General features: G+C 65.3%; 9 protein-coding genes, 1 other RNA gene and 1 pseudogene. 10 read left to right on the top strand and 1 reads right to left on the bottom strand.

All coding sequences use genetic code 11. The features are described 5' to 3' along the window. Nucleotides 1-54: 54 nt before the first annotated feature. The 5 genes and pseudogenes from Q7J58_RS14420 to Q7J58_RS14400 form a co-directional block, all read left to right on the top strand. The gene (locus Q7J58_RS14420) at nt 55-2,775 is read left to right on the top strand and encodes a PD-(D/E)XK nuclease family protein (RefSeq protein ID WP_304829361.1); all 2,721 of its coding nucleotides are present in this window, start codon (nt 55-57) and stop codon (nt 2,773-2,775) included. Beyond that, nucleotides 2,772-6,239, top strand: coding sequence for a UvrD-helicase domain-containing protein (locus Q7J58_RS14415; protein ID WP_304829358.1), 3,468 nt, complete (start codon nt 2,772-2,774; stop codon nt 6,237-6,239). The genes Q7J58_RS14420 and Q7J58_RS14415 overlap by 4 nt, the downstream gene beginning before the upstream one ends. Further along, nucleotides 6,236-7,576 carry a TIGR03862 family flavoprotein gene (locus Q7J58_RS14410; RefSeq protein ID WP_304829355.1) on the top strand — a complete coding sequence of 447 codons (1,341 nt, stop codon included), beginning with the start codon at nt 6,236-6,238 and terminating at the stop codon, nt 7,574-7,576. Before Q7J58_RS14415 ends, Q7J58_RS14410 begins: the two co-directional genes overlap by 4 nt. A gap of 89 nt (nt 7,577-7,665) precedes the next feature. Continuing rightward, complete coding sequence (locus Q7J58_RS14405; protein WP_304829352.1) at nt 7,666-8,661, top strand: tripartite tricarboxylate transporter substrate binding protein; 996 nt, start codon at nt 7,666-7,668, stop codon at nt 8,659-8,661. Nucleotides 8,662-8,790: 129 nt separating this feature from the next. Continuing rightward, nucleotides 8,791-9,604: pseudogene (locus Q7J58_RS14400) on the top strand (hypothetical protein); the annotation flags it as partial. On the opposite strand, the gene ffs reads toward Q7J58_RS14400, so the two are convergent. Beyond that, nucleotides 9,590-9,686, bottom strand: an RNA gene (gene ffs, locus Q7J58_RS14395) — signal recognition particle sRNA small type. The pseudogene Q7J58_RS14400 and the gene ffs sit on opposite strands and share 15 nt — an antisense overlap. A 108-nt stretch (nt 9,687-9,794) precedes the next feature. Here ffs and dnaX point away from each other — a divergent pair. The 5 genes from dnaX to Q7J58_RS14370 all read left to right on the top strand — a co-directional run bounded on the left by dnaX (nt 9,795) and on the right by Q7J58_RS14370 (nt 14,547). Further along, nucleotides 9,795-11,681 carry a DNA polymerase III subunit gamma/tau gene (dnaX, locus tag Q7J58_RS14390; RefSeq protein ID WP_304829349.1) on the top strand — a complete coding sequence of 629 codons (1,887 nt, stop codon included), beginning with the start codon at nt 9,795-9,797 and terminating at the stop codon, nt 11,679-11,681. A 52-nt stretch (nt 11,682-11,733) separates the two neighbouring features. Then, nucleotides 11,734-12,066 (top strand): YbaB/EbfC family nucleoid-associated protein, encoded by a 333-nt coding sequence (locus Q7J58_RS14385; protein ID WP_236965158.1) that lies wholly within the window; start codon nt 11,734-11,736, stop codon nt 12,064-12,066. A 164-nt stretch (nt 12,067-12,230) separates the two neighbouring features. Then, the gene (locus Q7J58_RS14380) at nt 12,231-12,902 is read left to right on the top strand and encodes a recombination mediator RecR (protein ID WP_304829341.1); all 672 of its coding nucleotides are present in this window, start codon (nt 12,231-12,233) and stop codon (nt 12,900-12,902) included. 30 nt (nt 12,903-12,932) lie between these two features. Beyond that, a complete protein-coding gene (locus tag Q7J58_RS14375; RefSeq protein WP_304829338.1) occupies nt 12,933-13,337 on the top strand; it encodes an MAPEG family protein in 405 nt (134 codons plus the stop codon). Between the two features lie 157 nt (nt 13,338-13,494). Beyond that, nucleotides 13,495-14,547: an ABC transporter substrate-binding protein gene (locus tag Q7J58_RS14370; RefSeq protein WP_304829335.1), complete on the top strand. Its 1,053-nt coding sequence runs from the start codon at nt 13,495-13,497 to the stop codon at nt 14,545-14,547. The last annotated feature ends 71 nt before the right edge of the window (nt 14,548-14,618 follow it).

Genomic DNA, 14,618 nt, shown 5'->3' with positions numbered 1-14,618 from the left:
TGGACATACCCCATGGGGCGTGACTTACACGATTGTGACAGAAACGCCCGCTCCATGACGCCACCCAGCCCTGCCTTCTCCCTTGTTGAAACCGCCGATGGCACGGTTGTAGGTGCACCGTCTGAAGGTGTGGTGGTGCATTTCGCTCAACAGGATTGGTCTGGCCTGGTACAGCGCATAGCGCAGGCCATGGCCCTGCGGCAGACCCGTGCAGGACGCACCGTGGTGCTGGTGCCGTACGCACAACTCATGGACGCTGGACGCCGCGCCTGGGCCCAGACCCATCCCAATGGTTTTCCGCCCCGTTTTGAGTCCACCCGCAACTGGGCTTCGTCGTTGCAACCCTTTTTGCCTGGGCCGACCGACTTGAGTATGGACATGGCCCGTGACAGTCTGGTGGCGGCGGCCTTCATTGACCGCGTGGCGGCAGGGCGGCTGGACGCTTCGCTGCGTTCGGTCTTGGTGGCGCGTTTGGTAGAGGCCGCCCGTCAGCTCGCGCCCCTGGCTGCGGCGGTGCCTCCCGGGCAGCGACTGGTTTGGGCCGACGCTCGCCGGGAGGCGCTGGCACAGGTCAGCGTGCCAGCGCTGCACTGGGAAGCCTTGCTGGTTTCGCTGGCGCTGGCATGGGTCAGTACGTCGTCTTACGCCACCGATGTGCTGTGGGGGCCATGGGCCGAGCCCGGCGCTGTGGCCGACACCTTGCTGGTGTTGCAAGGCTTCCAGCAAGATCCGCTCGCCACGGCGCTGGCCGCCCATTGGGGCGAGCGCGCTGCGGTGCTGGCATGGCAGGACAGCCATGCGCCACTGCACGCTTCGGACATGCTGCGCTGGCACGCCTGTGGCGATTCGGAAGACGAGGCGCAGCGCGCTGCTGCCTGTATCTTGGCCCACGCCAATGCCGGGCGCGTGCCGGTGGCCCTGGTGGCCAACGACCGTTTGTTGACCCGTCGTGTCAGCGCCATGCTGCAGAGCGCGGGTGTGTCCGTGCGCGACGAAACCGGTTGGAAGCTCTCTACCACGCGCGCAGCGGCCCAGCTCATGAGCTTGCTGCGTGCTGCTGATGGCCGTGCGCGCATGGATGACGTGCTGGACTTGCTTAAGCAGACGGATGCCTGGCCCGAGGCCCAGGTGGTGGCGCTGGAACAACTGGCGCGCGAAGTCCAGGTGTCGCAGTGGCGTTCGGCGGTGGAGTCACCCCGACTCGCCCCTGCGCTGCCTGCAGGTTTGGCCGCTGTGCTGGCGGACCTGCAGCCTGCCCGCCCGTTGGTACGGTGGTTGCAAGATCTCGCGGCAGCGCTGATGGTGGTGGGTCTGTGGGTGCCTTTGACCAACGACACTGCCGGTCAGCAACTGGTCGCGGCTTTGCGCTTGGGAGAGGGTGCTGCGCAGGAGTTGGAAGAAATCACCGACACGCTGTCCAGCTCCAGAGCAGAGTCCGCGCTTTCCAGTCGGGGAGGGCACACGGGTACCCGGTTGTCGTTGTCGGCGTTCACCGCCTGGGTGCGCGAAGTGCTGGAGGGGGGCAGCTTCATGCCATCAAGCAGCGGATCCGCGGTGGTGGTGGTCTTGCCCATGGCGCAGTTGCTGGGTCGCCAGTTTGCTGCCACGGTGGTGCCGGGGTGTGACGAGAATCACCTCAACCCCAGCCCCGAACCCCCCGGCCAATGGAGTGCTGCGCAGCGCGAAGCATTGGGTCTGCCTGCACGCGAGGTGCTGGCGCAATCGGCCGCGCAAGCCTGGCAAACCACCTTGGCACAGGCGCAGTTGGACGTGTTGTGGCGCACGCAAGAACGCGGCGAAGCGCTCTTGCCCAGCGCCTGGGTGCAGGCTTTGCTGCCTCTGGCTGCAGGCGCGCAGACCTGTGGTGCCACCGACCCCCGGCACGAGCGGGCGTTGCAAGCTCAGCCCCAGCAGGCACCCGCGCCGTCGGCGGGCGATGTGTTGCCCGAATCGCTCTCGGCCAGTGCCTACCAGGACCTGCGCGACTGCCCCTACCGGTTTTTTGCGCTGCGGCAGCTGCGCCTGGTGGACGCGGCCGAGCTGGAGGTCGAACCCGACCAGCGCGACATGGGCAACTGGCTGCACGCCGTGTTGCGCGCGTTTCACGAACAGCGAGGTGACGCGCGGCCTGGCACCGCTGCCGACCGTGCCGAACTCGACCGCCTGGGTGAGGCCATGGCCGAGACCATGGGCCTGAATGCGGGGGAGGGCGGCGCGGGATTTCTGCCCTACCAGGCCGTGTGGCCCGCGCTGCGCGACGGCTATCTGGACTGGCTGACCGGCTTTGAAGCCACCGAAGGCCGTGCGGGACCCCGGTTTGAGCAGGCCGAGGCCGCGCTCACCGCCCACGCCGGCGTCTGGACGCTGTATGGAAAGCTCGACCGGATCGACCAGCAAGACAGCCCGGAGGGCGCCATTCCGTTTGTGATCGACTACAAAACCGAAAGCCGCCCCAAAACCCTGGAGCGCGTGAAAGAGCCCTTTGAAGACACGCAGCTCGCTTTTTACGCCGCGCTGCTACCCAGCGAAAACCTGCGCGCGGCCTACCTCAGCATCACCGACAAACGCGGCGACAGCGCCAAAGACGCGGCTACCGTGCTGGTGGAGCAGCCGGACGTGCTGATGGCGCGTGAGCAGCTGGTGGCTGGTCTTGCGCACGACATGGCGCGTGTAGCGGCTGGCCAGGCCATGCCCGCGCTGGGTGAGGGCCGGGTGTGTGACTTTTGTGCGGCACGCGGCCTGTGTCGCAAAGATTTCTGGAGCATGGGTCTATGACGTCAGCGGCTTACCGCATCAACGGCAATCAAGTGCCGCGCGAAGCGTTTTACGCCGTCGCCTGCGACCCGGCGCGCAGCATTGCCGTCGAGGCCTGCGCGGGCGCTGGCAAAACCTGGATGCTGGTGTCCCGCATCCTGCGCGCCTTGCTCGACGGCTGTGCGCCGCAAGACATTCTGGCCATCACGTTCACCAAAAAAGCCTCGGGCGAAATGCGCGACCGGCTCAACGCCGAACTGCGCCGCTGGGCCGGTTTGTCGGACGACGCACTGGTAAGCGAGCTGCGCGCCCGAGGGCTGACCGAGGCCGACGCGTTGCGTAGCACGCCGGAAGCGCGCAGCCTGCACCCGCGCCTCACCGCGTTGGGCCGCCCGGTGCAGGTGCGCACCTTTCACGGCTGGTTTGCCGCGCTGCTGCGCGGTGCGCCGCTGTCGGTGCTGCAAGAGCTGCAATTGCCGCCCCAATACGAGCTGCTGGAAGACGACGCGCAGGCGGTGGCCCAAGTCTGGCCCCGGTTTTATGCGGCTCTGGCAGCGAACCCGGACGACCGGCAAGACTTCATGGACAGCGTGGCCCAGCATGGCCGCCACCAGACGCTGAAGGCGCTGGAAAAAGCGCTGCAAAAACGGGTCGAGTTTGGTTTGGCCGACGCCGCCGGGGTGGTGGAAGCGTCGGTGCAGGCATTTGCTGACCTGTTTCCGCGCTGGGCCGGGCTGGCTTCGCCCGAGCTGGCTTTGCTGGCGCCCGGCGCACGCGCACGCTGGCTGGCCTGGGCCAAGGCCCTGGGCGGCGAAACCAACAAAACCCCGAAGGTGGCTGCGGCGGGTGTGGTGGATGCGTTTGCGCTGGCCGACGAGCCTGCGCTGATGCCGCAACGCCTGGCCCTGCTGCGCAAAGCGTTTTTTGTGGTGGCTGAAGAACGGCTCAACACCAACCTCACCAAATTTGCCGCTGCGCAAGAAGCTGCACCCGAGTTGCAAGACCTGTGCAGCGCCCGGCGCCAGCACCAGGCCTGGCAACACCACCAGCGCATGGCGCGGTTGTCGCGCGTGCTGCTGGCGGCCTATGGCGCGCTCAAGCGCGAGCGCGGCTGGATCGACATGAACGACGTCGAAGGCGCCGCCTTGCGTCTGCTGGGCGACGCAGAACTGTCCGGCTGGATGCAGCAGCGGCTGGATGCCCGGGTGCGCCATGTGCTGATCGACGAATTTCAAGACACCAACCCGCTGCAATGGCAGGCGCTGTACGGCTGGCTGTCTGCCTACGCGGGTGCCGGGCCGGGCGAAGCCCCCTGCGTGTTTCTGGTCGGCGATCCGAAGCAATCCATTTACCGCTTTCGCCGAGCCGAACCGCAGGTGTTCAAGGCCGCGCAAGCGTTTGTGGTGGACGGCTTGGCGGGGGCCCTGCTCAGCTGCGACCACACCCGACGCTGTGCGCAAGGCGTGGTGGAGGTGCTCAACACCGCCATGCTGGCGGCGGTGCAGGCGGGTGAATACAGCAGCGACTACCGCGAGCACACCACCGAAAGCGCCGAGCCGGGCGCCGTGTTGGCACTGCCTCAACTGGCCCGAAGCCTGCGCGAGCGGCCCGGCAGCGCCACCGGTGGCGAACCCGTGTGGCGCGACAGCCTGACCACGCCCCGCGTGTTCCCGGAAGACACCATGTCGGCCCTGGAGGCCCGCCAGGCGGCCGATTGGGTGGCGGGTGAAATTGCGTCGGGCCGCGTCAAGGCCGACGACGTGATGGTGCTCTCACGCCGGCGCGAGCGCCTGGGCTGGATGCACGCGGCCTTGCTTGAACGCGGGATTGCCAGCGAGCAACCTGAAAAACTCGACCTCTGCGAGGCGCCCGCTGTGCAAGACGTGGTGGCTTTGCTCGACGCCCTGGTGTCGCCGCAGCACGACCTGAGCCTGGCCCGCGCGCTGAAGTCGCCGCTGTTTGGCTGGAGCGACGACGCGCTGGCCCAGTTGGCGCGCTTGCGCCTGCGCTGGACGGTGCGCGGTCAGGCTGGCGGCGACGCGACGGGCTCGTTGGACCAAGACACCCGAGCGGTGGCCGCCATGCCCACCAGCGTGAAACCTTCGTGGTGGGACGTGCTGCAGCGCTTTGCGGCGCTCCCGGCCGACGAGCACGCTGCGCTGCTGCAGCACCCCGAGCACAGCAGCGCAGCCGCCGCCGCACAGACGGCAGACTTTGTGGCCACCGCCCAGCGCCTGGCGCTGTACCGCAGCTGGGTGCACAGCCTGCCGCCGCACGACGCGTTGTCGGCGTTGTACGACCACGGCGACGTGTTGGCGCGGTTTGCGCAGGCTGTGCCGACCAGCCAGCGCGGTGCCGTGCTGGCCCAGCTGCGCGATCTGCTGGCCCAGTCGCTGGCGCAAGACGGCGGCCGGTTTCTCACGCCCTACCGGCTGGTGCGCGCGCTCAAGGCGGGCGGCATCAAAGCCACGCCCAGCCAGACGCTGGGCGCTGTGCGCCTGCTCACCATTCACGGCGCCAAGGGGCTGGAAGCGCACACCGTGCTCATGCTCGACACCGATTCCGGTTCGTCCAAACCCGACAACATGGGCGTGCTGGTGGACTGGCCAGGCGAAGACGCGGCACCGCGGCGCTTCGTGTTTCTGGCCAGTGAAAAAGCACCCCCGGCCTGCGCCGCGGGCGTGCTGCTGGTGGAGCAGCAGGCGCGCGCGCTGGAGGAACTGAATGCGCTCTACGTGGCGCTCACCCGCGCCGAGCACAGGCTGGTGATCTCCAGCTTTGAGCCACACCAGCGCGGCAGCGCCACCAGCTGGTACCAGCGCCTGCAGCCCCTGGCCCAGCCGCTGGATGCACCCGATGTGGTCGATGCGCTGCCGGATACCCCCACCGCACAAGGTGCCGCCACGCCATTTGTGCTGCCCAGCCTGCCAGCCTATGTGCCGCCAGCGGGCGGGACGCCCGAGCCCGAAAGCGAGCAACAGCAGCCCGCCGAGCAGGGCGACGAACCTACCCGCATGGGCCTGGCCTTGCACCGCTTGCTGCAGTGGTGCCCAACACCCGCTGCTGGTTTTGAATGGACAGCGGCCCATCTGCAGGCCGTGGCACGCGAATTTGGCTTAAGCCTGGCGCTGGCGCAAGCCGCGCAAGCCATGGCGCAGCGCATCGTGGCGGGCCAAGCCGCCTGGGCCTGGGACGCTGAGCAACTCGACCACTGGGGCAACGAAGTGGAGCTGTTTCACCAGGGCGAGTTGCTGCGGCTGGACCGTCTGGTGCGCCAGCGCGGCACTTCCACCGCACCGGGCGCCTGGTGGGTGCTCGACTTCAAAAGCGCAGAACACCCCGAACGCCAGCCCGCGCTGCTGGCGCAAATGCGCCGCTACCAACAGGCACTGACCGACACACGACCTGGCGAGGTGGTGCGCCTGGCCTTCATCAACCCCCAGGGCCTGCTGCTGGAACTCACGCCCGACCTGCTTGCTTCATGACCGATACCCCATCCCCGTTTCTATCCGAATCTGCCGCTCCTGAACCAGCCTGCTTGTCGGTTGATGTTGCCATCGTGGGCGGTGGCCCGGCTGGCTTGATGGCAGCCGAGGTGCTCAGCCGCGCCGGCCTGGCTGTGCATGTGTTTGACGCCATGCCTTCGGTGGGCCGCAAGTTTTTGCTGGCGGGCAAAGGCGGCATGAACCTTACCCACGCCGAACCGCTGGAGCCCTTCATCAGCCGGTATGGCCAGAGAGTCGAAGCCATTCGGCCGCTGCTGCAAACCTTCGGCCCGCAGGCGGTGCGCGACTGGGCGTCTGGCCTGGGCGTCGACACCTTTGTGGGCAGCTCGCAGCGCGTGTTTCCCACCGACATGAAAGCCGCACCGCTCCTGCGCGCCTGGTTGCACAGGCTGCGCCACCCGCAGGACGGTGGTGTGCCGGTGCAATTTCACATGCGCCACCGCTGGCTGGGCTGGGCGGGCGCAAACCCTGAGCAAGCGATTTTTCAAACCCCACAAGGCCCGCTGACCGTGCAGGCGCGCGCCACCGTGCTGGCGCTGGGCGGTGCCAGCTGGGCGCGGCTCGGCTCTGACGGTGCCTGGGTGCCCTGGCTGCAAGCGGCCGGCGTGCCCGTGGCGCCCCTGCAGCCCAGCAACTGCGGCTTTGACGTGGCGGGCTCCCCGGTGCACGGCACGGCGGCGGGCTGGAGCCCGTTCTTCAGCAGCCGCTTTGCCGGCCAGCCGTTCAAGTCGGTGGTCATTCGCTGCTCGGCCAGTGACGGACGGTTTTTTGAGCGCAAGGGCGAATTTGTGGCCACAGCCACCGGCGTCGAAGGCAGCCTGGTGTACGCCGCTTCCAGCCTGTTGCGCGACGAGATCAACCAACACGGCAGCGCCACCTTCGAGCTGGACTTGCTGCCCGACCGCAGCGCCGACTTCGTGTTGGCACAGGTGGCCCATCCCCGCGGCTCGCGCAGCCTGTCGGCCCACCTCAAAAGCCGGCTGGGTCTGGACGGCATCAAGATGGCGCTGCTCAACGAACTGCTGGACAAAGACGCCCTGCACGACCCGCACCGGCTCGCGGCCGCCATCAAGGCGTTGCCCGTTCGGCTGGCGGTGGCCAGGCCGATCGACGAAGCCATCAGCACCGCAGGCGGCGTGCAATGGCCCGCGCTGGACGCAGCGCTGATGGTGAAAGCCCGGCCCGGCGTGTTCTGTGCTGGCGAAATGCTCGACTGGGAAGCCCCCACCGGTGGCTATTTGCTCACCGCCTGCCTGGCCAGCGGCGTGGTGGCGGGGCAGGGTGTGGCAGCGTGGTTAAGAGGGGCTGTGTCATAGCCATCGCTTGCCTGGCGTGTCATCAGCGCGTCACCCTGGGTGCATAGGCTTCAGGGTATTTCCACGCGGTCTTTTTCAGGAGTCGATACATGCTTTTCACAACGGCCTTGGCGCGCCGCATCTGGCTGCAGTGCATGGTTCTGGGGGCTGTGGGCTTGGCTGCACAGCCAAGCCTTGCTGCAGGTTTTCCAGAACACACCATCAAGATCGTTGTTCCGTTTGCGCCCGGCGCTGGCACCGACGCCATTGGCCGGCTGGTCGCAACCAAACTGGCAGAACTGCTCAAAACTCCGGTGGTGGTGGACAACCGGGTGGGTGCCTCGGGCGCCCTCGGTGCGCAGGCCGTGGCCCAAAGCGCACCCGACGGTCATACCTTGCTGCTGGCTGCCGCACCGTTCACCACCGTGGCCGCAGCCTTGCCAGGTGCCGGCTACCACCCACTGACCGGGTTTGCGCCCGTGGGCATGATTGCGCAAGGCCCCTTGGTCTGGGCGGCCAACAACGCCTTGCCCGCCAACACCTTGCCCGAGCTGGTGGCCTTGGCGCGCCAGCGGCCTGGTGCGCTCAATTACGGCTCGGCTGGCGTGGGCGGCGTCAACCACCTGGTGCTGGAATCGCTCAAGGCACGCACCGGCACCTTCGTCACACACATTCCCTACCGCGGCATTGCGCCGGCCACCGTTGACGCGCTGTCCGGTGAAATCCACTTGTTGACCGGCACCATTCCTGCGCTGGCACCCTTTATCCGGGACGGGCGCCTCAAGGCGCTGGCGGTGACCAGCCAGCGCCGCTCCAGCGCGCTGCCCCAGGTGCCCAGCATGGAAGAAGCGGGCCTGCCAGGCTTCAACGTGTTGAATTACTTTGCCCTGATGGCACCGCGCGGTACCCCTTCCTCGGTGGTGCAGACGCTCAACGCGGCCCTGGCCTTGGTGGTTGAGCTGCCCGACGTCAAGGCCCGGCTGGCGCTGGACGCGCTGGAACCCGCCACCGGCACACCGGCCACTCTGGAAGCGTTTTTGGTGAAAGATTTTGAAGGCTGGAAGCAGGTGGTCAAGCAGCAAAACCTGAAAATTGATGTATTTTGATTGACGCGGCTCAGCGCCGGGCCTGAAAGGGCTGCGCCTAAGTCGCAGGTTGGGTCTGCGCCCCTTGGTTGGGTAAGATGATTTTTGCGGTGTGTTGACCGCCAATTTCGTCTGAATTGAACTCAAACCGGTGGGGCGGGCGTGCCGTTTTTCGGCATTTCGGGCAGCGAGTTGGTGGCAATGGTTGTGGGCGTGGTGGCGGCCCGCGTGCGCGACCTGTTCGAGCCGGCCCGCGGCCGCGCACCGGCCATTTTGACCGCCAGGTGCCGGTGGACCACCCGGACAAGGCCGGCCAGGTACAAATCTTGAAAGTTCACATCCAGAAAATCCGGCTGTACCCGCAGGTGGAGTTGGAACAGATGGCGCAGCTCCCCACCGGGTTTTCTGGCGCGGACCTGGCCAACCTGTGCAACGAAGCCGCGCTGGGCGCCACAGGGCGCAATGCGCAAGAGATGGTGGCCCTGATGGATTCATCGTGGCGGTGGAGCGCATCGTGGCCGGTTTGGAGAAGAAAAACCGCGTGCTCAACCCCCGCGAACGCGAGGTGGGGGCCTGCCACGAGATGGGCCATGTGCCTGCAGGGCACCGACACCATCCACAAGGTGTCCATCATGCCGCGCGGCATCGGGGCGCTGGGCTACGCCATTCAGCAGCCCACCGAAGACCGCTTTCTCATGACCGCGCAAGATTGGACGTGCCCGGCCTGTTGCCCAGTGGCTGGCAGCCCAGCCAGGACACGCAGCAGCACATTGACGCGGCCGTGCGGCAGATCGTGATGACCGGGTTTGACCGGGCCACAACCTTGCTGGAGGAAAAAAGGGATTTGCTCGAACGCTGTGCGCGTGAACTGCTGGAGCGCGAAACGCTGGACGAACAGGCCTTGCGTGCGCTGACTCGGCAGGCGCCGGATATTTCAGAGAAAGAAGAAGGTGACGAGCCTTGACCCCGGCACTGGCTCTACAGTTAGGGCTGCTTGGTTCCCCACCTGACCCGGTTGGCCGCTTCACCATGCGGGAAGGCCCGTCGGAGCGTATTGTAGGCGAAGCGGCGGGGGCTTGCCTCGAATGCGCGCTTGCGCGCAGGCGGTCGCCAGCTCACCGGGGCGCACCCGGCGGCGCCTTAGAATGGCGGCCATGTCTTATGTCGTCCTGGCCCGCAAATACCGCCCGCGCAATTTCACCGAAATGGTGGGGCAGGGCCATGTGGTTCAGGCCTTGTCCAACGCGCTGACGACCCAGCGCCTGCACCACGCTTACCTGTTCACCGGCACGCGCGGCGTGGGTAAAACCACGGTGTCGCGCATCCTGGCGAAGTCGCTCAACTGCCTGGGCGCTGATGGCCAAGGCGGTATCACCGCCGAGCCGTGTGGTGTGTGCCAGGCCTGTACCGATATCGACAGTGGCCGCTTTGTGGATTACACCGAGTTGGACGCGGCCTCCAACCGGGGCGTGGACGAGGTGCAGGCGTTGCTGGAACAAGCGGTCTACAAGCCGGTTCAGGGCCGCTTCAAGGTCTTCATGATCGACGAGGTGCACATGCTGACCAACACGGCGTTCAACGCCATGTTGAAAACGCTGGAAGAGCCGCCGGAATACCTGAAATTTGTACTGGCCACGACAGACCCGCAAAAGGTGCCGGTGACCGTGTTGTCGCGCTGTTTGCAGTTCAATCTGCGGCCCATGGCGCCTGAAACGGTGCTGGAGCATCTGCAGCAGGTGCTGCAGGCTGAAAACGTGTCGTCGGACGTGCAGGCACTTCGGCTGATTTCCCGCGCCGCTCGCGGGTCCATGCGCGATGCGCTGTCGCTCACCGACCAGGCCATTGCATTTGGTGGTGGGCAACTGCAAGAAGCCACTGTGCGCCAGATGCTGGGTGCCGTCGACCGCTCTTATGTGCTGCGTCTCATTGATTCGCTGGCCCGCAGCGATGGAGCCACGGTGGTGGACACCATTGACACCCTGCGGCTGAACGGCCTGAATGCGGCTTCCACACTGGAAGAAATGACCAGTGTGCTGCAGCGCATGGCGGTGTTGCAGGCGGTGCCCGGCCGGGCCGAAGCGTCTGAACACGAGGACCCGGACGCTGCCGAGATCATGCGACTGGCGCAAACGCTGCCCGCTGACGAAACCCAGTTGCTCTACAGCCTGTGCCTGCACGGCCGCGGCGAGCTGGGGCTGGCGCCCGACGAATACGCGGCACTCACCATGGTGTTGTTGCGCTTGCTGGCTTTCAAGCCCACGGCCGCTGCGTCAGGCAGCCTGGCTGAAAAAAAAACTCTGAATTTTCCCCCGCAGGTTCCGCCCGCTAGCCCGCGATTCCCCTCGCAGCCCGAGCGCACAGTGCCTGCGCCACAGGCACTGGTGCAGCCGGCCGCCGCGCCCGTGGCTGCTGTGCAAGCCGGGGCCGCTGAACCGGTGGCTGCGGCTCCTTTGCCAACACCAACGCCACAGCGCATCGCCCCACCACCGGCTGTGCCGCAGGACGAAGGGCCGCCTTGGGAAGAAAGCGTGCAGACCTCGCGCCGCGTGGTCGCCATTCCTGTGCACGATGCGGGCGAGCCCGACCGGCTGGACCCGTCGCGGGTACGGGATTCGGCTGAGCCAACAGCGGTACAGGCCGCACCGGTGACGACGGCCGAGGGTGATTTCTGGTTTGACGCCATCATGCAGTTGGTGCGCGCCGAGACCATTGGTGCCCTGGTGCGCGAACTGGCCTTGCAGTCGCAGCTGGTGGCACGCGACCCCGGCCAGTGGGTGCTGCGCGTGGAGCGTGAAACACTCAACCAGGCCAACGCCCGCGAGCGTTTGTCCGTGGCCCTGCAAACGCTGGGCCACGAGGTGCGTCTGGCGGTCGAAATCGGCACGGTGACGGACTCGCCCGCGCTGCGGGTCGCGGCCGAAGCGGCGCGGCGCCAGCGCGAAGCCGAGGCCCACATTCTGGGCGATCCGTTCGTGCAAACCATGATGCGCGACTTTGGCGGCAAAATCGTCCCCGGTTCGATCAAGCCGCTGGCGGCCTGAGCGCTTCAGATCCCATTCATTCGTCTATTGACTCCAAACCAAAAGGAAAACCATGTTCAACAAAGGACAACTCGCCGGTCTCATGAAGCAGGCCCAGGCCATGCAGGACAACCTGAAGAAGGCTCAGGACGAACTCGCTTTCATTGAAGTGACCGGGGAATCGGGCGCAGGCCTGGTCAAGGTGCTGATGACCTGCAAGCACGATGTCAAGCGCGTCACCATCGACCCCAGCCTGCTGGCCGACGATAAAGACATGCTGGAAGACTTGGTTGCTGCTGCTTTTAATGCGGCCGTTCGCAAGGCGGAAGAAACATCCAACGAAAAAATGGGCAAGCTCACCGCAGGTATGCCGGGCCTTCCAGGCGGAATGAAGTTCCCTTTTTAATTGACGGTGCCGTTGCACGGCGACAGGGTACGTCGCGTTCGGGTAGGCCTCGTGAGGCCGCAGCTCGCTTCGTTGCGCAGACGCGTTCACTTTGCTCTTTGTGCCATTTCCAGCGGCGGTTTGTTGCGCCGCGACGTGCCTGATGGCGCACCCAAGAAAAATCCATGGCCGAAATTCACTCTCTTGAACTGCTGGTACAGGCCTTGCGCCGCTTGCCGGGGGTCGGTGTGAAATCGGCCCAGCGCATGGCATTTCATTTGTTGCAGCACGACCGCGAAGGCGCGGTACAGCTGGCACAGGCGCTGCAGCACGCGGCGTTCAATGTGAAACACTGCGTGCTGTGCCATACCTTTACCGAAGACGATATCTGCCCCACCTGTCGCGATCCGCGGCGGGACCGCCGCCTTCTCTGTGTGGTGGAAAGCCCAGCCGATCAGGCCGCCATGGAGCGCACAGGCGCTTACAAAGGGCTGTACTTCGTGCTCATGGGCAAGCTCAGTCCGCTGGATGGCGTGGGTCCGCGGGACATTGGTCTGCAAAAACTCTTTGACCGCATTGATGCAGTGACCTCCTTTCCAGACGGCAATGCGGTGGAGGAAGACGCTGCCCTTGAACCTGAGCAGGGCGCCTCTTTGGCGCCGACCTGCGAAGTCCGCGAGGTGATCCTGGCGACCAATTTCACAGCCGAGGGTGAAACCACGGCACATGTCATTGCCCAGGCACTCAAAGGGCGCCCGGTGCAGGTGACCCGTCTGGCCCGGGGCGTGCCGGTGGGCAGCGAGCTGGAGTATGTTGATTTGGGCACCATTGCTCATGCATTGGCGGACCGGCGCTGAGTCGCCACCCCGCTTTTTAGAAAGCTATCGATGAAACTGGCTGGATTGACTGTGGCTTATTGGGCCGTTCTGGTGGCCGCACTGTTGCCCATTTTGTGTGCCGGGTTGGCCAAGTGGGGCATGTTTGCCAAGCCGCGCCGTGCGGGTGGTTTTGACAACAACAACCCGCGTGCCTGGCTCGCCAACCAGCAGAACTGGCGGGCGCGGGCCAATGCGGCGCAGGCCAACAGCTTTGAGGCGCTGCCGTTTTTCATCGGTGCGGTGATCATTGCCCATCAGCTGGGTGCCTACCAGGCTCGGCTGGATGTATTGGCCTTTCTGTTTGTGGTGCTGCGCCTGCTCTACATCATGATGTATGTGGCCGACCTGGCCACCGCTCGCACCTTGACTTGGGTGTTGGCACTGGCGATCAATATCGCGATTTTGTTCGCCTGAACCTCGGGGACCTGGGCCCACTGTTGTGGGCTTGGTCGTTACGTTTCCTTGCGTTTGCTCTCGGTGGAAACCCGCTCGGGATTCGTCCCGATGCGCTCTGGTACACCCTCGCGTAACCTTGTTTCAAGTTAAAAACAAGTCTGCGAAGGGATGATCCATGTGGAACCGCCGTGGGTGGTGTCGGTTGTGCGCTTCTGCGCTGTTGGGCAGCAGCTTGCCCAGTGCCCGTGCACAAGTGAGTCCGGTGCCTGCAGCGCGCACAGCGGCCGCGCGTGTGGTGGTGGCGGTGGATAACAAAGCGGCTTTTTGCTATCTGCCGCTCACCATTGCCGAGCGCCTCGGTTACTTCAGCAGCGAGGGTCTCGATGTGCACGTGCGTGAGTTTGCCGATGCCAACCAGTCGGTACAAGCGGTGTTGTCGGGCGCCGCTCATATGTATTCCGGTGGCTACAGCAGCACCATCAGCCTGATGTCTCGCGAACAAGCGTTTCAGGCATTTGTGTTGCAGGGTCGCGCACCCCAAATTGTGCTGGGTGTGTCACAGCACACCATGGGCTATTACCGGCAACTGCGTGACCTGCGCGGAAAAAAAATCGGCATCATGGGACTCGGCACAGCCTCCCACCGCATCGCAAGGTTGCTGCTCGCCAAAGCCCAGCTGAGTACCCAAGAGGTTCGTTATATCAGCCTGCCCACGGCTGAGGGTGCCGTTGAGGCCTTTCGCGCAGGGCAGATCGATGCCATCTGCTACACCGATCCGGTGATGACAGGGTTGGAGCAGGGCGGCGCCCTGCGCGTGGTGGCCGATACCCGCACGGTGCGCGGCAACGCTGAGGTGTTCGGTGGCCCGATGCCCGCAGGGGCCTTGATCGCACCGGCTGAGTTCATTGGGGGTTATTCGCGCCTGTGTCAGGCCATGGCAGATGCCATGGTGCGTGCACTCAAGTGGCTGCAGACAGCCGGTCCGTCTGACATCATCAAAGCGGTTCCTGAGCGCTATTTTCAAGGGGATCGTGCACTGTATCTGGCTGCTTTCAGCCGCGCTCGTGAGGCCTGGGCCCCAGACGGCGTGATGCCTGACGAAGGGCCTGCCACGGCAGCACGCGTATTGTCCTTGTTTGATGATGTGTTTTCGCTCAAACAGATGGACTTGGAGCGCACCTATACCAATACGTTTGCTCGAAAAGCCAAGGCGAAGTACCGAGCTTGAATATCGCATCCGCTTGCGCAGACCTGTTGTCCGTTCGAGCGTTTTGGCTATCTGGGTGAGATCGCTCTGTC

This window comes from Hydrogenophaga sp. (assembly GCF_030656115.1).
Taxonomy (GTDB): Bacteria; Pseudomonadota; Gammaproteobacteria; order Burkholderiales; family Burkholderiaceae_C; genus Hydrogenophaga.
The sequence above is the reverse complement of the archived record's forward strand: the minus strand, read 5'-3'. Positions and strand labels throughout refer to the sequence as shown.